Genomic DNA, 19,598 nt, shown 5'->3' on the forward strand with positions numbered 1-19,598 from the left:
AACGCTCAAGCGGAAATACTTCCAAACATTCTAAAGCTGACCTCTGTGGAGGAAATTGGATTAGCAGAGTTTGATGGTTTTTAAAAACAGAAATAATACTGTCGGAACGACTTACAAACAAAACAAAACAAAATTTAATATAAAGTACATTCTCGAAATACATAAATTATCTTTAAAACATCTTTATACATTCGCTGGTAAACTTCGTGAAGTTAATATTTCAAAAGGAGGTTTCCCATTTCCATCGGCCAAGTTTCTTCCACAATCTATGCTCTTGTTTGAAGAAGAATTGCTAACGCGATTACCTAATAAATATGCAAATAAGGAACAGCTTGTAAATGACATAGCTATGGTTCATGGGGAACTACTTTTCATACATCCTTTCAGAGAGGGCAACGGTCGTACAGCACGAATTTTAGCTAATTTAATGGCAAGAAAACAAGGTTATGATTCCTTATATTTGAAAAGATAAATGAAAGCAATTTCGATATTTATGTTAATGCAATACAAAAATCAGCCGAAAAAGATTATCAACCTATGATAGAGTTTATTACTTCTATTTTTCCAAACTAAGAGTAATTTTTTTTAATGCGGAAGCCGCGGCAGCTTCGGATATGTCAATACCTTCAATTCTAAAGGATGCCACCATAGACTTAAGAATCTTTTCTCTTAATGAGGCTTTATCTTTCCCTAAGTCCTTAGATTTCTTGTTCATACCACAAAAATATAGAAATTATTGCACAAATACTAGGCCGAGTGATTTTGAGAAGAAAGAACAGGCTTAACTGATATCTTATCAATAGTAAGAACTATTCAGATTGCTATTCTTCTTTTCTGCAGCCTCAATAGGTGCATAATCGGAAAGAATCAATGCCTCGCCCTTTTTAATGCACACATCATGTTCAAAATGAACCGACGGACTTCCGTCGGCAGTTCTAATTGCCCAACCATCATTATCAAGAAATACATCTTTTTTACCAAGGTTGATCATGGGTTCAATCGCGACAACTAAATTCTGATTCAACTTCATGCCCGCGCCTTTTCTACCGTAATTTGGCACCTGCGGATCCTCATGCATATCTCTTCCCAAACCATGCCCTACCAAATCTCTTACTACCCCAAACCCTTGTTTCTCATTATGGTTTTGAATGGCATAACCGATATCTCCAATACGTTTTCCCACCACAGCTTCTTTAATTCCCAGAAAGAGGGATTCTTTCGCTGTTTTTACCAGGTTTAGAATTTCTGGAGAAGTCTCTCCAATGATAAATGTATAAGCATGATCGCCATGGAAACCGTTCTTAATGGTTCCAACATCTACAGAGATGATATCTCCGTCAACCAACTCTGATTTGGATGGCAAGCCATGTACCACAACATCGTTCAAAGAAGTAATAATGTGGAAAGGGAAATTATTATAATTATAAAAAGAAGGTATAGCGCCGTTGTCTGTTATAAACTCATTGGCCAATTTATCTATTGCTAATGTAGTCATACCAGGTTTCAATACTTTAGCTACCTCTGCCAAAGTTTGGCTTACCAATAGCGCACTGATGCGCATCAGCTCTACCTCTTCGTTTGTTTTATACAAAATCATTACTGCAAATTTAACAAAAGAAGTCTTAGGTTCATAAAATTGAAAATAACTTCTTCAAGCACTGTTTCCAACAAATTTCTTGAATGTTGTCTTAACTAAATTTTTGATTAAATATAATCATACAACAACCCTGAAAGTCAAATTTAACCTCGGCCGCATTGGCTTAACAGATTTTGCTATTCTGTGGTCTCATTGCGATTGCAAACTTCCCTTCATTAAAAGTAGCGATCCATGTTCTAATAGTACCGAATACCGCTCCTGATGATTGTCCTTTTTTCTAATCTCGAATGGCCTTACTTGTCCGAAACTTATTGAAGCTATTGTCGGGTTTTCACCTAAAGCCCTTTCATTGTCACTGTGCCAGGCAACTGAATCATTACCATCACGGTAATAATTCAACAAAACACTGTTAAACTCTACTCCTGCCAGTGGCTCAAGCAAATCCTTAATATACAAGAGTTCAGGGGTCCAATCATTTGGAGCAGATTTTCTCAAAGACGTGTAATCCATTGTTTCCGCATTGGCATACCATGCGGTTAGTCTAGGTGTAATCACCTGTTTATCATACATGCTTACCACTTTTTGCTGCCAGGGTGCCTGGGCTACCAATCTATCCATTAACTGATAACCTAGTGGTTCTTTTATAATTTCAGGACGGTAGTCGAGCACCTCAACCGGAAGCCCCCTGCTTTGCCCTTTTGGTGCAAATAATGTCAACTGTTCCATTTCAAAAACTTATGTCACAATTTACTAATATTATTAGTAATCACCAAATAACTGAAAGATTATTCAGACAATAATAACTCTTTGAAAATTTTATTACCTTAGGACTTTAAGATCATGAATGGCCCAAGACAATACTGACATCACCCGTTTCAATGAACTCATTGAAGCTTCCCCTAGTGCAACGGCCATTTACCATACTCGTGATATCGTTATAGGTGCAGCCAATAGCCAAATGCTTACTTTTTTAGGTAAAGATTCTTCCATAATCGGCATGCGGCTAATAGAAGCCGTTCCTGAATTAAAGGATCAACCATTTTTAGGACTTTTGCAACAAGTCTATGATACGGGAAAAACGCATCACAGTCAGCAAGATGCGGCTCAGATATGGGTCGACGGAAAACTACAAACCTTTTATTTCAATTATACATACAAAGCGATATTAGATGCCGCAGGAAAAACTGAGGCAATCATTCATAGTGCGATAAACGTAACGGACCTTGTCAATGCCAAATTAGCGATGAAAGATGCCCAGGAACGATTATCCCTCGCGCTGGAATCTGCCGAGATTGGAACTTGGGATCTTAATCCTATATCTGAAAAGGTATACTGGGATGCTCGCTGCAAGGAGCTTTTTGGATTTGAGGGCGAGGATCGAATTTCTTATGCCCAAGTATTGGATTGCATACATCCGCAAGATGCAGTGAAGGTTGCCGAGGCCGTTAAGCAGGCAATTGATCCGCTGAATAAAAGTACCTATGATATTCGTTACCGAACTGTGGGCAGCAATTCAGGAAAAGTACGCTGGGTGCATTGCAAAGGCCGTGCATATTTTAATGAGGAGCAAATCGCCTACCGGTTTGCAGGTACAGCCCGCGATATCACTGAAGATGCAAAGATCAGATTAAGTGAGCAACGACTGCTCGCACTGGTCAATTACAATGCTGACCACATGTCTATCGCAGATATGCAGGGCAACCTGATCTATATGAACAGAGCAGCCAGACTGCTTTTAGGCGTACCTAAAGAAGTTGATATTACGTTATATTCGGCGAAGGATTTCTACACCCCTGATGAGCTGCAGCGTGTACAGCATACCATCATTCCAAACATAGATAGCCGGGCCGGATGGACAGGTATCATTCATCTTAAGCGTTACCAATCAGATGAGCAGATTCCCTGTCAGGTCAATTATATTTTAATCAAAGATCCCATCACGGGTGAGATTATCGGTCGCGGCGCCACAGCAAGGGACCTTCGACCTGAAATGAAGGCTAAATCTGAACTTCAGCGATTGGCCACTATTGTTGACATTAGCGAAGATTTTTGCAACTATACTGATCTTGAAGGCAATACGATCTACATCAACCGCTCTGGCAGAAAGCTGATCGGTGTAGACGATACAAATATGGCCACTGCCAACATATTCGCGTACCACTCGCCATCTTCATCAACAAAGATCGCTACAGAGATCATGAGGCATCTGCTAAAAGAGGAACAATGGTCTGGCGCTCTGGAACTGAAGAACTTGCAGACAGGAGAGATCATTCCCATCCACAAGCAATTGTTCATTATCCGGGATGAGCTGACCCGACTGCCAATTGCCATCGCTGGTATTGCAAGAGACCTTAGGGCAGAAATCAATGCCAAACGGGCAATGGCCGAAAAGAATGAGGAACTATACCAGTCCATAAAGGAAATGGAATTTTTAGCGGATACTGTACCAGCTGTTGTGTGGACGGCAACTCCTGATGGAATGCTCGATTACATCAATCAACGCTGGTACGAGTGTAGTGACGTGGCTATAGCAGACTCATTGGGTACAAAATGGGCGTCAACGATGCATCCGGATGACGTACCAAACACATTAAAATTATGGCAGAGAAGCATTAATACTGGCGTACCCTACCAAACAGAATTCAGGCTTAAGGACAAAAAGGGTCTCTACCGTTGGTGGCTCGTGAGGGCCTTGGCGCTTACAGATCAAAACGGTCACATTACCAAATGGTATGGAACAAATACTGACATTACCCAACAAAAGGAATTGGAAAAACAAAAAGACAATTTCCTTGGGGTTGCCAGTCATGAGCTAAAAACTCCTGTTACCAGCATTAAAGCTTATGCGCAAGTGCTGGAAATGACACTTAAGCGGTCAGGCGATTTGAAAAATGCTGCCTTAATGACCAAGATGGATAAGCAGATCAACAGGTTAACTTCGTTGATTGGCGATCTGTTAGATGTCACGAAAATTAATTCTGGTCGACTGCAATTGGCTAACGAGCCATTTGATTTCAACCAGCTGGTTGAAGAGATTACGGATGACATGCAACTTACCGCAGAACGGCACCAAATCAAAAAGGAATTGAGCTTTAAAGGAACAGTAACTGGCGATAGAGAACGCATCTGCCAGGTCATCGTTAATCTGCTTTCTAACGCCATCAAGTATTCTCCTGATGCCAATCAGATCATTGTGTACACAGAAGATCATGGTGCAGAAGTACAGCTTTGCGTACAGGACTTTGGAATAGGGCTCACCCGCGATAAACAGGATCATGTGTTTGAACAATTCTACCGCGTATCCGGAACTAAAGAACACACCTTTCCTGGTCTCGGACTAGGTCTTTACATCTCTTCTGAGATTGTAAATCAACTTGGCGGGCGAATTTGGGTAAATTCGATAGCGGGTAAGGGCTCTACTTTTTGCTTTTCTATTCCGGTAAACCAACCAACAATTTAACTTTATATGTCACACCCTAAGCATCGAGATTACCAGTAAGATAAGAATGAGTAAAAAAATATTAATCGCTGACGACGATGAAGCAATAGTTGACGCAACTACCATCATGTTAGAAGCGATGGGATACAATGTGATCCATACCATGTACGGGAACGAGGTTCCAAATAAAATGATTGAACAGCCAGACCTGTTGTTGCTGGACATCTGGATGTCTGGAATAGATGGAAGGGATATTTGTAAGGCTTTAAAATCAGATCCTAAAACCAGAAGTATTCCTGTATTGATGATTTCTGCGAGCAGGCAAATCATGCAGTCTGCTCTGGAATGCGGAGCAGACGACTTCCTGGCCAAACCTTTTGAAATGACAGATCTGCTCGATAAAATCGATAAGCTGATACAGCATTAAATGACCCTGGCCTAAAAATCAGATCTTAGTCCTGATGCAATGTTAAACTATTGCCATCCAGATCATAGAAGGTAGCAAATCTGCCCCAGGCGGTTTGATCAATTGGATCGACTTTGACGCCCTTTTGTTTCAGCTCTTCTGACTCTTTCTCAATATCGTCAGATTTTAACACCAAACCATGAAAAAATCCTGGTTGTAACTTAGCAAACCAATTAACCAAGGTAATTGATGTGGTTTGACCAGGCAAGCCCAGTTGAATCCAGTCGCCGGCATCACCCATAGGCGCTTCAACTATAATCTCAAAACCGATCTTTAAGTAAAATGCTTTTGCAGCCTGTTGATCGCTAACAGGAATCGAAACTACTTCAATTGCTTTCATATATCTAAAATACTGATTTACAAAATGAATTGCAACACGATTCCTGTGACGCTCTGTGATATAATTGCTGCTACCGCTTCAGCGTTTTCCAGATGTATTCTCCAACCTGTCTTCCCTGTATCGCGCCCTGATCTACGCTGTTCTTGAAATGAATACCTCCGTAATACCTACTAATTGAGGTTTCATTCGAAGCTTGTAAGAAGGAAGTAAAATGGCGCTGTATGCCAATATACCTCAGGTCACTCGTATCCATGTACTCAAAATTATCGCCAAAAAGATGGGTTAGCATCACTGCCGCCGATCCACTTATTGCACTATGCCCACTTGGGTATTCTGGAAATGGTGGGGTCTGTAATAACGATACCCAATTTGGATCTATCTTTTCATTGATTACTGTAATGGGCCGGATGTATTCCGTTTTATATTTAGCCTGCCAGCAACTAATGAATGCATCATACAACGCGATGGATGTTAGGGCATAGGCTTGGGCCGATCTTACCGCGTCTGATTTAGTTTTTTTACAGGCAATAGCTGTTATGCCAATCCAGTGTCCACCAGGTGTTATTTTCTTATTGGCAAACATGGTATGCCCTTTATGTTGAATAACGAAAGGATTATCATCCCAAAAGGCAGCAATTTGTAGCTGGTCTGGCGTTAGTATTTTACTTTGCTCGTAAACAGCCATCGCCTGTTTAAAGTATTCACTTTTTTTGTCCTCACTAAAAGCTGGCGGCGCTGGAAGTGGAAAATCGTCGGAAGTCTTCAGCACAAATAACTGCTGTGTACCCCAGCAAAATTCGACGCCTTCCAGGTAATCTGGGGGTGTTGGTCGCCATTTACCATTGTCGTTGCTTCCTAAAAACCTCACTTTACCCCTACTTTTTGCATAACCATCATTGTCAGCACGAGCCAATATTGCTTTACCAATCTGTTCCCCAAAAGCCATAGAACGTAAAAAAGTGCTGTCGTCAAGGTTGGATTGATACATGGCAATCACCTTGTTTTCATATTTTTTTAGCGTATCTACGGAGAATGTAACCTTGTGTGCAACTGTAAAGAATGCTTTTGATGCAGCAAGTGTGTAATTATATTTCTTCCCTTTTTGCGGCTTGGGCATTGTTTTAAAACCTGCCATCTGCGCTGCAATTGATCGATATTTGTCATTCTCAAAGCGTATCGCTTCAAAGGCTGCCAGCGAGGTGTAACCGTAAATGCGACTGGCCACTGGCGGACTAAACGCGTCGTAGATGATCAGCTGCGTCAGGTGATCCACGTTTTCGTGCAGCACTTCGGCATCGGCCATCATTTTTATTTTATCCTTCTTGCTGCAGCCGGCAACACAAAAGACCGCAAGAGCAACTGTCAAAAGTTTAAGGTATTTGATATCAGAATTGCCCATCAATATGCTATTTGTCTAGTGAGGTGATCCAGCTGGCAATCATACGGGCATCTTTTGCAGACACCTGCGGCATGGAGGGCATCGGTGTAGAATACTCCGGCCAATGCTCAGGCTTAGGGTTCTTAATCAATTCCAAAATCTGTTCAATGCTATACTTGCGTTTTGCAATGTCCTTAAAGGCGGGACCAACTTGTTTAACATCAGGATTATGGCAGGAGGAACAGGTATTTTTAACCAGCAAGGCCTTTACTTCGGCATAGGTTGGTGCTTTGCTGGCAACAGTACTTACCGGTTTAACAACGGTCGATTTTCCGGCCTTAACGGGGATCGTCTTCGAATTTTTGATGCTCACATCTTTTAAGTTCAGTTTGTCTCCTTCGGGAATATTATTTAATGTATAATAGGCAGTTGGATGCACCAAATTGAAGTAATTCTCCTGTTCACGCACACCTTCCAGGGTAATCGTATGGATGAAATTTTTGCGTAAATTACTAATGACAATGCGTGCCTTTAAACCATCCGCTGATACTTTGACTCCTGTGATGTTGCATTTTAAGTTGCCAACGGGCGGACTCCCATATACCGCCTGATATTTATAGGTATAACTTTCTACTGAATAGGATCCTATATCCTCGGCAGACTTTTTATCTACAGGTTTGGTAAATTCTATTTCAAAACCGTCCGGCATCGCCCTAACAGCGCGCATCTCAAATGGCATATGGTTGTTCCATACCAGTCGTTGTAAACCCATTGTTGCCTCACCGGCCGAGCCCCAGCCCCTATTGGTTTCGCCTGCGACTAACGATCCATCCGGCAACCAGGCCAAGCGGACAATGCCTGATTGAAAGCCACTCCTAAACGCCCATGAAGCGCCCTGGTACTCGCCATTTACTTTTTCCAGGAAAACCCTGTCTACCATACTCTGACCCTGATCGCCAACCAAAAGCTGACCAGCAAACGGACCAAATACTCCTTCTGGTATCTTTACAATCTCTGAATTGGATATCCCCAAAATACCATGTGGCAACCAAACAGCAGGTAATTGTAATTCTGGTATCTCTTTTTTCGCATCTGCTAGCGTGCGGTATTTCTCGTCAACAATGTTTTGAGGTTTAAAGGGCTCTCCACTTTTATCAAACTCTATACGAGGTTTATTATTGGCGAAAAATTTTTCAGATGTTAAACTCAAAGGAGAATTAGGTAAGTTAGTCCACACCAGGCTTGCCGGATGTCCCATAAAACCACCTTTTTTTACAGGCATGATGCTGCCAGACCCTACCCAGTCGCCCTGGTTGTCGCTATACCAAAGTTCGCCGTCTATCATACTAATTCCACATGGTGATCTAAAACCAGCCGCCCATGGGGTTACTACCCCTTTATCGGTGATGTTAAGTGCCCAACCACGGTAAGGTACCATGCTTTTCGGATGCCACCAGTCGGGCGGAAAACCCAAGTTAAGCGTTACAAAGAATGAACCGTCAGGCGCTAGTTTAGGTCCAAAGCTGTATTCGTGGTAGTTACCAGACAAAGGCCAGGCGTAGATGGTTTCAAATACATCGGCCATGCCATCCATATCCGTGTCAACCAGCTTCGTTAATTCTCCACGTTGTACCACATATAATGCGCCGTCCTTATATGCAGCGCCCAAAACTTCATGCAATCCTGCAGCAAACTTGCGGAAGTAGGGCTGCTGACTGCTTGGGTTCTCTACCATATAGATGTCGCCGCGACGGGTAGTCACCGCCAACACCCCATTCGGTAGTACGCATAACCCACCAACTTCAAGAATGGCTCCTTCAGGTGCGGGCATCCTCATGATCTTAAAAAAGTCGTCCTCTTTTGGAGATTCGGCCTGAGCCATAGCTTGTTTTGTCTGAAGCATTAACAAGCCTGCAGCCAGTATAAAAAGGAATATATGCTGTTTCATTTGTCTAAATAGTGATCTCATACCGGTTCTTATAGAATAATAGAATAGGTTAAATTTTGCTGAATAGGGACAATTAGTTCCTGTGTACTTCCTTGTGTGCGAACAACAGGTTTTTCATTCCCCTCAGCGGGTAAACTAATGTAATAACTATCATCTATACAATACATTCCACTTTTAATCATTTCAATATTTTTCCCGATAGCCAGTCGTACAAATGCATTTGGTATGGCAGTTTCCAGGGCAATCGTTCTTTTAATTCCCTGGCCTTCTGGTAATACAGTGCTGGCATCATTTACCAATGTACCATAAATTAAGTATTTAAAAGCAGGTCGCTTCTCCTTATCCAACTTGTAGCCTTTAGGTTTGAAACCTGTACTAGTGGTATCAGTAACCCAAGCTGCATCTGCACTGGTCAACTTGCTGATCGAAGGGACCGGTTTCCCAAAATATTCTACAGACCCTGCTGGTTTTGATGAGCCGTCGCCGCGTTCATGCCACATCGGTGTTGCATCCAAAAAATCCCCGCGCCATAACTGAACAATCATGCCATTGTCTAAATCATAGGTATAGTGCAGTTGTTCCGGACTTCCCACACCAACCGCATGAACCACTCGGATATTACCCGGTAAATCTGTGAAACTCCTGAGGATGGTATTTTCCCGGGCGTTGATCATGATCTTATCAACGGCGTCAAGGGTGCTTACATTCGCATCGCTTAATAAATATTCACGGACACCGGGGCCAGATACCGTTAATCCTAAAGCGGCTTTCGCCCAGTCTACGTTCTTTGTATAAAATAGCTCAAAAGGAAGCTCACCTGCCGGAAGCACCGCGGACCCTTCTCCCTTAAATTCCTTGGTATCAACTGCTTTAATGCCATTTACTTTTAATGAACTTTTACCTCCGGGAACGTTTAGTTTAAAGTGATATTCGCCTGGCTCGGCAATATGTATGGAGCCAGTATATCTTAAAACAAATTCATTATTCAGCTTAACTTCGTTGGAAGTCAGGACTTGCGGACTACCCTGTGCTTCTGGTTTTAAAGCCTTGTAGTCTGGCTCTTCTGCATAGTTTCCTTTATACACCGCATACTTTAATTGAGACACCGTAGGATGCGGTTTATCGAAGTTTGTATAGCTTATATTCCTAAATGCTATAGCGCCATGGTCTCCTTGTAGTCTAAGAGGTCCGACGGCAACTTCTCTATTGTCAATAGCTCCTCTTGTTGGTCCGGATAGTTCTACGTTTTCCTGTATCAAAATACCATTTAGCCAAACATACAGCATTTTAGCATTTGCTGTTTTCATGCCCTTATCATCAAAACGCGGAGCCTGGAAGGAGATTTTGATGTGCTGCCAAAGGCCAGGTGCCCTGCTTACATTTTGACGTGGCGCATGGCCTTCATAGCCTTTTTCTCCCTCTGGCTTGCTGTCGTCCCAACGTTCATAAATCCCGCCATTGTCGCTTGCATTTGGTTTTTCTGCTCCCCAGCTGTCAAATAACTGTACCTCATACCTTCCTTGTAAATAGATTCCGGAATTGGTACCTCTGGCCATCATATAATCCATTTCTAAATCGATATCTCCATGCTGCAGTGTGAAGTAAAGGTCGCTTCCAGGCTTGCCCTTATCCATCTGATTCACCAAAATTCCCTTACCTTTTGTTAAGGTAAAGTTATTAAGTTGCTTTAAATCAGCATGTATATTTCCTGCTATTGTCCAATTTTTGGAGACATTGGTAAAGGCTTGTAAATCATCCAACGCTACATGGCTCTTTAAAGCTTGCGCGGTAGAATGCTCCATTCCGACTAAACTGACCATCATAAGGGCAAGGCAAAACCGGGTATTAACTCTTCTTTTCATTTGTTGTTCGTTTGGCTATTTATTTTAAACTGCGTTTTTTACCCGCATTATTGGTAACCGTGATGCTTTTAATTTGGTCGTCATCAGTGATAAACCTGGCCGACTGCGATAAAAACGATGCGCCGTAATAGAATTCTTGTCTTGTTGATTTACCGTTTTTATATGCTAGAACAGCGTATGCGTCATCAGGCTGTACAGCTATGGTCTTCGTGGTATCTTTTTTCTTAAATACCTTTAAGAAGTCCTTGTGCTGACTGGCAGCAATCATCACCTCTCCCTTACTATTTCGCAGCTTAACCAAAGCCTTTCCATTTCCAGGGATGTAAATTCCGCTTTGCAGGATACTCAAAGGTTTAAATCCACCCTTACCATCACCTTTCAATATCAAGCCATTTAATGCATCATACCTACCTATAGCAGCATCAGTTCCATAATCGTTACCATTTATCAATACGTCAAGATTGCCATCGCCATCGAAGTCGCCCACCTCCATTCCATTAATTACAGATAGCTGGGCCTGTATAGGTAGCGGGATCAAAGTAAACTTACCATTTCCATCATTGCGCATGTAGCAGGACTGTAATAGATTGGCTTTTAACCTCAATGCGTCCTTTCGCTGTTCCGCACTAAGTACTTCATCCAGGGTTGCTTTTGCATATGATTTGTAATTGGTAAATTTCTTCTTCATGCTGATCATCTGCTTAGCCATATCATCCCGGCCAGCAACTGGAAACTCTTTTAGCACGCCATGTTCATCTTTCAAGAAATAGGAAGGAACTGCGCTGTAACCACTTTTGTCGAAGTTTTTGGCAGTGATGTACACTGGATATTCCTCGCTTGCTTTCATCAGGCTATTTTGACCCAAGTTACCTACAATGTAGTCGGTGCGGCCAGTATGGCGGAAATCACCGGCGACGATAGATGTCCACCAGCCCAACTTACCAGCTATGCCGGTATTCGCAGTCGTGTTCAAAAACTTTCCATGGTTATTTTTTAGAATGGTAATTGGCATCCATTCTCCAGCCATGACCAAATCAGGCCAGCCATCGTTGTCGTAATCGGTAAACAAGGCATCACATACCAAGCCTATATTCTTTAACGCAGGGGCTACTTGTGAAGTAACATCGGTAAACTTAGCAATGCCGTCGTGACTATCATTGCGTAACAGGATACTTGATACGGGCTCCGGGTATTCCCATGGCTTTACCCTACCAGAGATAAATAGATCAAGCTTGCCGTCTTTATTGAAATCAGTTGCCCTTACACATAGTTTACTGGTTAAGTTTGTAGGAATAGCGGCAATATCCAGCTTAAAGTTTCCTTTACCGTCGTTAATGTAAAGTCTGTCCTGGTATTCCGGGCCATTTGCAGCGGCCTCATAGCCACCACTGGCAGCATACAAATCCAGGTTGCCGTCGCCATTGGCATCAAAAAGCAGGATGCCTGCATCTTTAAAATAGGGCGATCCCAGCTTAGCCATTGTAAACAGGTCTTTCTGGATAAATCTGCCGTTGGCCTGCTGAAAAAATACCTGTGTAGGATTGTAGGCGTTACCACCTACTACCATATCGTCTAAACCATTGTGGTCGATGTCGCCAACTGCAATTGCCGGACTGTATTCAGATAGCTTGTGGGGCATCAGTTTCTGCACATTAAAGTCAACAAAGCTGGCGTCTTTACTGGCGTAATGCAGGTTTAAAGAATCTGTAATCTCCTTAAATAAGCCATTAGGGTTGTAACGCGGCATTGGTACTAAACTGCCTTTAGCATCCTTTATGTTTAATTGGAGTGTTTGATTTGTCGATACGTTAGTTAGTCTTTGCTTTCTGCCGTTTGGCCAGGTTACTAAAACCGAATCAACAGTTTTCGTCTTTCCCAATCCGAAATGGGTAATCCCATCCATGGAAGACAGGTATCCCCGGTATGGGTTATTTTCAAAGACTTGCTGCTTATCATGATCATAGTAGATGTTCACAATTGCACCAAGTCCCTTTATATTCCGTTGATCTCCTGTAAAACTAACCTTCAGGTAATGTGTGTTTTCAATTGTTTTTTGATCATCCCTGGAAGTGTTTCTGTAGACTAACGCCTCATCGTTGATATTATTGATGACCATATCCAAGGCACCGTCGTTGTCCAAATCGGCATAAACAGCCCCATTAGAAAAAGTTGGTAATTGTAATCCCCATTCGGTGCTCACATCTTTAAAAGTGAGGTCGCCATTGTTCAGGTAACCATAGTTATGCAGCTTTATTTCAGGGATTTGCTTAATTACCGTCTCCTTTGCAGTTACGGCGAAAGCTTCCTGACGATAGGTCATGAAATCACGATCAGACACGTCACGCGGGAAACCATTGGTAATCACCATATCTCGATAGCCATCGTTATTAAAATCTGCGACTACAGGCGTCCAACTCCAGTCTGTTTGCGCAACTCCGCTTAAAAAGCCGATCTCACTAAATGCGGGAGCTCCTATTTCACCCTGCTGACCAACTCTCGGACCTTGATTCAGTTGTAAAGTATTGCGTACATACTGGTACTGATAGCCGTACTGATCAAAGTTCTGGAAGGTTTGGTAACTATTCGGGCCCAACATCATCTTTTTACGGTAGTTGTCTTCCGGATTCATGTCCAGCTCAACCACATCGGCAAGGCCGTCGTTGTTAATATCAACAACGTCCTGCCCCATGGCATTATATGATGTGTGTTTGAAATATTCTTTCGACCGGTTGGTAAAAGTTCCGTTTTGGTTATTGATGTACAGCAAGTTATCTCCAGAAAAATCGTTTGAGATGTAAATGTCTTTCCATCCGTCATTGTTAAAATCTACAGTAGTGGCCGCGTGTCCAAATCCATCTAACGTTAAGCCCGCTTCTTTGGTCACATTTACGAAATGAGCATGCTTCAGTTTGTCATCCCAATCGTTTCGGTACAGCTGGCCAAGACTATGGTTGTCATTATAGTTTACGGTTCCAAAAAGATTAGGGTTATAGCTGGCGGAAGCACTATTCACCGTTAGGTACATATCAAGGTCGCCATCATTGTCGTAGTCAAAGAAACTCGCCATGGTAGATTGGAAACCGGCTTCTAAACCATACTCGACAGCCATATCTTTAAAATGAGGCTGACCAGCTTTGTCGTTCCCCTGGTTAACGTACAGCAAATTGAGGCGTTTCACCTTATCATTGTAAATCGTGTTGCAAACGTAGAGATCCAGCAAACCATCGTTGTTGATGTCAACCACCGCAACTCCCCTGGCCCATCTGCCCGCACCATTCACACCAGCTGCCTCAGTCACGTCTGTAAACTCAAAATTTCCTTTGTTAAGATAAAGCTTACTGGACACCATGTTGCCGGTAAAATACAGGTCAGTTAAGCCATCCCCGTTGAAATCACCAACACCTACACCACCACCGTTGTAGATATTCACCAGGTCGAGTGGGTTTATCGTATCAGACTCCGTGATCAGGTTGTTAAAATGTATACCAGAATGAGCAGAGGATATTTGCTCAAAGAGTGTCTCCCTTTTACAGGAAACACTCAATAGCACAAATAAACCAAGTAGTATAAAAGGAGTTTTAGTCATGTATAAATCTAACTAACATCGGTTAGTAACCAAAATTCGGTGTCAGGTTAGGATTCAATCCAATCTCGTACTGAGGGATAGGATATAATTCGTGACCGGCTGGTATCGTGATGTCGTAGACCTCTTTGACAAACGCGGTGGCAACCCCTGCTCTGCGTAAATTATAGAACGTTGAATACTCGCCAGTTAGCTCGTGTCTGTATTCATGGTATACCATTTGCAAAGGATCTGTAATCACTTTGCCCTCACTCATAAACACTGCTGGCGCAGTACCACCAAAGGCCCTGTCGCGAAGTATTTTCAAAGTCGCCAAAGCACCTGCGTTATTGCCTGTCCTTGCCTGGCATTCTGCTTTACTCAACAGTACTTCACCATAACGCAGCAGGATTTGATTCTGTGCACCAAAAATATTTGAGTTACCAGAGTTTCCTTCCAGTGTTGGATCGCGCCACATTTTCTCGCAATAGTATCCGCTTCTTGGAATCGCATTATCTGTACCTATCCATGGACGGGCCACAGTACCACAAGTATTAATGATCAGGCCATCTGTACCTGTATATTTAGCTTTAACAGCAGGGTCTGTACTTGCAAAACCAGCAATAACCAGCGGGTAAGACTTAATTCCTCCCCTCGCAATAATAGCCGGACTAGGATTAATATCTCCCGGGCCAATAATTGTTGCTGCTTTACGAAGGTCACCTGCCTGGAAACCATCATACAAGATTTTGTTGCCATAATCGTAACCAAAGTTGGACACCTCCTCTGGCATACCAAAAGAACCTATCCACGCCACTTCATTACCAGCTCCCCAACTTTGAGTGCCCGCAGGTATAAACTGAACTTCAAATATCGATTCGGCATTGTTCTCTTTGTCATATTCATGGATATCGATGAATTTTGGCAATAATGTGTACTTACCATCCAGCTGGTTAAAACTCACTAAAGCCTCCGCATATTTTTTAAGCCACATTTGTGATGCACCTAAATAGGCTAAGGCTGCCCCTTTTGTAGCGCGACCGATTTCAGTTGCCTGATAATCTTCTTTCCACGGCAGCAAACCAGCAGCAGTGGTTAAATCAGACACTACTTGTGTAAATACCTCATCCTGACTGCTTCTAGGCTTCAAACCATCATTTGCGCCGTTTGACAATTCCAAAGGAACCCCACCAAAGCTGGCAGCCAGGTAATAGTAGGTCATGCCTCTTAAAAAATAAACCTCACCAGTAAGGCGATTGGCCAATGCTTCGTTAAGCACACCCTTTTCTTTCATTGTTTTTAAGATCTCGATAGCAGAGTTTGCCCGGGCAATACCGATATAGGCACGTTGCCAAAACACCTGGATTCCGCCAAAGGTACTTGGTATCGCATAGGTATTATAAAACCTGTCGTTACCCCAGTTAAAGAAATCGTGCGATTGGAAATTGGCATAATACCAAAGTGATTTCTTTAACAGATCTGCATTTTGGTAGGTATCGTAAATCGCATTTACCAGGGCAATCCCGTCAGCAGGCTTATTAAACAAGGCTTGCGCTGTTGGATTGGACGAATCTGTTTGATTCAAGAAACCCTTTTTGCAACTGAAGGGAGTCAATACAAGCAGTCCAACTGCCAGTATATATAAATATTTTATGTTTTTCATTATTCGTATCTATTACTTAATCTGGTCTAAAATGTAAAATTGAAACCCAACGTGTAGAACCTGGACGAAGGATAAGTACCTACATCTATACCCGATGCTGTAGGGTTGCTGGCAGAACTGTTGTTGTTATTCGGGTCTGTCCCTGTTGGCTGTCCAATTTCCGGATCAAGACCTGTATACTTCGTAATGGTAAATAGGTTTTGTGCGGCGATGTAGATTCTAACCCTATTTAAAGTTAGTTTTTTAGCTAGCTCAGCTGGAACGGTATAACCCAATGTAATGTTACGTAAACGCAGGTAGCTGCCATTTTCAACGTAAACGCTCGAAGCTACGTTGTTGGCACTTACATCATCGTTATAATTAACCCTTGCATAGCGGTTAGATGGGTTGGTTGGCGACCAATGGTTGTTGTAGTAATCAACGCTTACGTTTTGGATACCTACAAAGCCGGGCGCCTGGAAGCTCTCTAGATTACGTGCCTGGTAATTAAAGATTTTGTTGCCATAACTTCCATAAAAGAAGGCATTGAAATCAAATCCTTTATAAGTCAGGTCAAAGTTTACGCCACCGTAAAACTTAGGGATCGGACTACCCAAACTGGTACGGTCATCTGCTGTAATCTGTCCGTCGCCGTTGATGTCTTTGAACTTACGATCACCAGGTTGCGTTGGTTGAGCCGCATTTCCCTGATAGCTGCCATCCGGTGCTTTCGCATTTAGCGCATCTATCTCCGCCTGGTTTTGGAATATGCCCAAACTTTGGTAACCGTAGAACTCACCAACAGGCTGTCCGATGTTTGTCTGACTAAATTGTTGCCATCCATTTGCCGGAGTTGTCAGGTTAACCAGGTTACCGATGAATTTGGTATTCTTGGTAATGCTTAACAATTCGTTCTTCACGGTGGTCAGGTTAAAACCTACGCCATAAGTAAAATCATTGACTGTGTGCTTGTAATTTAAGGATAGCTCAACACCCTGATTTCTGATACTCCCTGCATTTTGTGCAGATTGGGTAACACCAGATTGTGAAGATGTTGGAATCTGTAATAAGAAATCTTTAGAGTCCTTCCTGTAATAATCCAGCGTTAAAGTAAGGTCGCCGCTCAAAAATGCCGCGTCAACACCGATATCCGTTTGTCTGGATGTTTCCCATGTTAAGCCCTGGTTATCCAGGTTAACATAGGCCAAACCATTCTGGTAAGTTCCACCAAAAGGATACCCTACGTTGCTGCCAGATGTAGCCGGACCGCCAGAACTGTACCTTGCCAAATACTGGAATGGCCTGATCCCTGCCTGATTACCTACTTCACCATAACTGGCCCTAAACTTCAAATCAGAAATAAACTTCACGTTTTGCAGGAAAGGTTCTTGTTTTGCTCTCCATGCTACTGACCCTGAAGGGAACACACCATATTGGTTACCTTCATAAAACTTAGAGGAACCATCACGTCTCACTGTTGCGGTAAAAAGGTATTTCTCGTTAAACTTATAATTCAACCTTGCAAATTGCGAGGCTAGTGTAAAGGTTTGCTGGTTTCCAAAAACTACCAAATTCTGTACTTGAGACAAATCCCTAATGGCATCACTAATTAAGTTATTACCATTACCACCTACCTGACGGAAGTTATTCTCCTGCTGAGAAATACCACCTACAAAGTCGATTGCGTGTGCTCCAAAAGTTTTTGAATAAGAAATGGTGTTCTCCCAAAGCCATTCATAGGTATTGTTCGCGCTTTGCGAATAGGTATTTAAAATATTCGGACTAGCTACACCATATTGGTCTAGAGAACGTGTATCTGAAGGCGTGAAAAAGTATCCTGAATAATCTGAGGTATTGATACCAAAGTTTGTTTTGATTTTCAACCCATCATACAAAGTAGCTTCCAATGAAGTGGTCCCTAAAAAGTAATTTGTATAATTCTTAGCATCCTGGGTTTCAATTGTGTAAAGTGGATTATTCCAGCTTCTGGTATATGTATTAACCGGATCATAAAATCCATAGTTGCCATTGGCATCTTTAGCCTGATTGGTCAGTTTGTTACCGCCAATAGTTGGGATCAGTTCACTTAAAGTGGCCAATGCACCGGTACCGAAAGGATTGTTGGCATTTTGTCTGGAATATTTAGCACTCGAAGAAGATTTCAACCATTTCGTGGCGTTGTAATCGATGTTCATGCCTAAGTTCATTCTTTTAAAGTAGGAACCCAAAACCACTCCCTTTTGGTCAAAGTAACCCGCAGAAAATGCCGACTGTACCTTATCGCTACCACCGCGAACAGCGATGTTATAATTCTGTCTCAGACCAGTACGGTAAACCTCATCCTGCCAGTTTACATTCTGCAAGGCAGATGGATTGGCCCATTCAGGCAAGCGGTCGAAACCAGGTGTCTGATTGGCTAACGTAGCCCATTGTTGCGCATTCAGTACATTATATTTTTTAGGTTCTGTTTGTACAGAACTATAGGCGTCCAGTGCAACTTCCACACTGCCTTCCTTACCTTTTTTGGTGGTAATGATCACCACACCATTTGATGCACGTACACCATAGATGGCAGTAGCAGATGCATCCTTTAATATATCCATTGAAGCAATATCATTGGGGTTGATGTTGTTAAGGCCGCCAGTTATCGGATAACCATCCACTACATATAAAGGATCATTGCTACCCAAACTACCCACACCACGAATTAAAACAGTAACACCGCTTCCAGGTGCACCATCATTGTTAGTTACCTGTACACCTGAAGAACGACCTTGTAAAGCCTGATCTAGTCCGGTAACTGGCACTTTGGCCACTTGTTCAGCCGTAACTGAGCTTACAGAACCCGTAACATCTTTACGTTTCGAGGTACCGTAACCCAAAACTACTACTTCATTTAGTGAACTTACTGTGGCAGACATCATTACTTCATAAGTGCTTTCAGCACCAATTGCCAATTCTTTTGTTTGGTAGCCAACAATACTGACAACCAGGGTTGCATTTGCAGGCACGGCCAGTTTGAATTTGCCGTTAGGATCAGATACTACACCTGTTTTGGTGCCTTTAATAACAACCGTGGCACCCGGTAGTGGCCCGTCGGCAGATGTAATAGTTCCGTTGATTTGCTTTGTTTGTGCATATCCGGATGTGCTTATCATGAAGGATAGGCTGACCAGGATCAATACCACAAAGTTCTTAATGGATAGATTTCTCATCATAGTTCATATTAGTTTAATTGGTTAGATAAATCTGGCCGACGATGTGCACCAGCCGATTTAATTAAAATAAAATTACAGTGCTGCGTTTAGATGGGATAACACAAATGTTAACGTTTATGCAACAAATGTTAACCTACGTTAAATCT

General features: G+C 42.5%; 13 protein-coding genes. 3 read left to right on the forward strand and 10 right to left on the reverse strand.

The features are described 5' to 3' along the window. The first annotated feature begins 73 nt into the window (after positions 1-73). On the forward strand, positions 74-472 hold the full coding sequence (locus tag ACXZ1K_RS13350) for a Fic/DOC family protein (RefSeq protein WP_458970164.1): 399 nt from the start codon (positions 74-76) through the stop codon (positions 470-472). Positions 473-556: 84 nt separating this feature from the next. Here the strand turns inward: ACXZ1K_RS13350 and ACXZ1K_RS13355 are convergent, their stop codons facing one another. The 3 genes from ACXZ1K_RS13355 to ACXZ1K_RS13365 all read right to left on the reverse strand — a co-directional run bounded on the left by ACXZ1K_RS13355 (position 557) and on the right by ACXZ1K_RS13365 (position 2,323). Then, positions 557-715 (reverse strand): hypothetical protein, encoded by a 159-nt coding sequence (locus ACXZ1K_RS13355; RefSeq protein ID WP_458970165.1) that lies wholly within the window; start codon positions 713-715, stop codon positions 557-559. A gap of 81 nt (positions 716-796) precedes the next feature. After that, positions 797-1,597 (reverse strand): type I methionyl aminopeptidase, encoded by an 801-nt coding sequence (map, locus tag ACXZ1K_RS13360; protein ID WP_458970166.1) that lies wholly within the window; start codon positions 1,595-1,597, stop codon positions 797-799. Positions 1,598-1,786: 189 nt separating this feature from the next. Beyond that, positions 1,787-2,323: an alpha-ketoglutarate-dependent dioxygenase AlkB family protein gene (locus ACXZ1K_RS13365; protein WP_458970167.1), complete on the reverse strand. Its 537-nt coding sequence runs from the start codon at positions 2,321-2,323 to the stop codon at positions 1,787-1,789. A gap of 118 nt (positions 2,324-2,441) precedes the next feature. Here ACXZ1K_RS13365 and ACXZ1K_RS13370 point away from each other — a divergent pair, with 118 nt between their 5' ends. Both ACXZ1K_RS13370 and ACXZ1K_RS13375 read left to right on the forward strand, forming a co-directional pair. Beyond that, positions 2,442-5,057 carry a PAS domain S-box protein gene (locus ACXZ1K_RS13370; RefSeq protein WP_458970168.1) on the forward strand — a complete coding sequence of 872 codons (2,616 nt, stop codon included), beginning with the start codon at positions 2,442-2,444 and terminating at the stop codon, positions 5,055-5,057. Positions 5,058-5,103: 46 nt separating this feature from the next. Next, positions 5,104-5,463 carry a response regulator gene (locus ACXZ1K_RS13375; protein WP_458970169.1) on the forward strand — a complete coding sequence of 120 codons (360 nt, stop codon included), beginning with the start codon at positions 5,104-5,106 and terminating at the stop codon, positions 5,461-5,463. A gap of 25 nt (positions 5,464-5,488) precedes the next feature. On the opposite strand, the gene ACXZ1K_RS13380 is transcribed toward ACXZ1K_RS13375, so the two are convergent. From ACXZ1K_RS13380 to ACXZ1K_RS13410, 7 genes are all read right to left on the reverse strand, one after another. After that, positions 5,489-5,842 (reverse strand): VOC family protein, encoded by a 354-nt coding sequence (locus tag ACXZ1K_RS13380; RefSeq protein ID WP_458970170.1) that lies wholly within the window; start codon positions 5,840-5,842, stop codon positions 5,489-5,491. A gap of 70 nt (positions 5,843-5,912) precedes the next feature. Beyond that, on the reverse strand, positions 5,913-7,241 hold the full coding sequence (locus ACXZ1K_RS13385; protein ID WP_458970171.1) for a vanadium-dependent haloperoxidase: 1,329 nt from the start codon (positions 7,239-7,241) through the stop codon (positions 5,913-5,915). Positions 7,242-7,248: 7 nt separating this feature from the next. After that, entirely contained in the window at positions 7,249-9,168 is a 1,920-nt protein-coding gene (locus ACXZ1K_RS13390; RefSeq protein ID WP_458970172.1) for a c-type cytochrome, read from the reverse strand. Between the two features lie 29 nt (positions 9,169-9,197). Beyond that, complete coding sequence (locus ACXZ1K_RS13395; RefSeq protein ID WP_458970173.1) at positions 9,198-11,030, reverse strand: family 16 glycoside hydrolase; 1,833 nt, start codon at positions 11,028-11,030, stop codon at positions 9,198-9,200. Positions 11,031-11,049: 19 nt separating this feature from the next. Then, complete coding sequence (locus ACXZ1K_RS13400; protein ID WP_458970174.1) at positions 11,050-14,616, reverse strand: VCBS repeat-containing protein; 3,567 nt, start codon at positions 14,614-14,616, stop codon at positions 11,050-11,052. Positions 14,617-14,638: 22 nt separating this feature from the next. Continuing rightward, positions 14,639-16,255 carry a RagB/SusD family nutrient uptake outer membrane protein gene (locus tag ACXZ1K_RS13405; protein WP_458970175.1) on the reverse strand — a complete coding sequence of 539 codons (1,617 nt, stop codon included), beginning with the start codon at positions 16,253-16,255 and terminating at the stop codon, positions 14,639-14,641. 26 nt (positions 16,256-16,281) lie between these two features. Beyond that, on the reverse strand, positions 16,282-19,452 hold the full coding sequence (locus tag ACXZ1K_RS13410) for a SusC/RagA family TonB-linked outer membrane protein (RefSeq protein WP_458970176.1): 3,171 nt from the start codon (positions 19,450-19,452) through the stop codon (positions 16,282-16,284). Positions 19,453-19,598: the final 146 nt, after the last annotated feature.

Source organism: Pedobacter jaeyakensis (assembly GCF_054461315.1).

What these genes read in the sequence shown, in the direction of transcription:
- ACXZ1K_RS13350 (WP_458970164.1), top strand. Translation starts at nt 74, where the DNA reads ATGGTTTTTAAAAACAGAAATAATACTGTCGGAACGACTTACAAACAA.
- ACXZ1K_RS13355 (WP_458970165.1), bottom strand. Translation starts at nt 715, where the DNA reads ATGAACAAGAAATCTAAGGACTTAGGGAAAGATAAAGCCTCATTAAGA.
- map (WP_458970166.1), bottom strand. Translation starts at nt 1,597, where the DNA reads ATGATTTTGTATAAAACAAACGAAGAGGTAGAGCTGATGCGCATCAGT.
- ACXZ1K_RS13365 (WP_458970167.1), bottom strand. Translation starts at nt 2,323, where the DNA reads ATGGAACAGTTGACATTATTTGCACCAAAAGGGCAAAGCAGGGGGCTT.
- ACXZ1K_RS13370 (WP_458970168.1), top strand. Translation starts at nt 2,442, where the DNA reads ATGGCCCAAGACAATACTGACATCACCCGTTTCAATGAACTCATTGAA.
- ACXZ1K_RS13375 (WP_458970169.1), top strand. Translation starts at nt 5,104, where the DNA reads ATGAGTAAAAAAATATTAATCGCTGACGACGATGAAGCAATAGTTGAC.
- ACXZ1K_RS13380 (WP_458970170.1), bottom strand. Translation starts at nt 5,842, where the DNA reads ATGAAAGCAATTGAAGTAGTTTCGATTCCTGTTAGCGATCAACAGGCT.
- ACXZ1K_RS13385 (WP_458970171.1), bottom strand. Translation starts at nt 7,241, where the DNA reads ATGGGCAATTCTGATATCAAATACCTTAAACTTTTGACAGTTGCTCTT.
- ACXZ1K_RS13390 (WP_458970172.1), bottom strand. Translation starts at nt 9,168, where the DNA reads ATGAAACAGCATATATTCCTTTTTATACTGGCTGCAGGCTTGTTAATG.
- ACXZ1K_RS13395 (WP_458970173.1), bottom strand. Translation starts at nt 11,030, where the DNA reads ATGAAAAGAAGAGTTAATACCCGGTTTTGCCTTGCCCTTATGATGGTC.
- ACXZ1K_RS13400 (WP_458970174.1), bottom strand. Translation starts at nt 14,616, where the DNA reads ATGACTAAAACTCCTTTTATACTACTTGGTTTATTTGTGCTATTGAGT.
- ACXZ1K_RS13405 (WP_458970175.1), bottom strand. Translation starts at nt 16,255, where the DNA reads ATGAAAAACATAAAATATTTATATATACTGGCAGTTGGACTGCTTGTA.
- ACXZ1K_RS13410 (WP_458970176.1), bottom strand. Translation starts at nt 19,452, where the DNA reads ATGATGAGAAATCTATCCATTAAGAACTTTGTGGTATTGATCCTGGTC.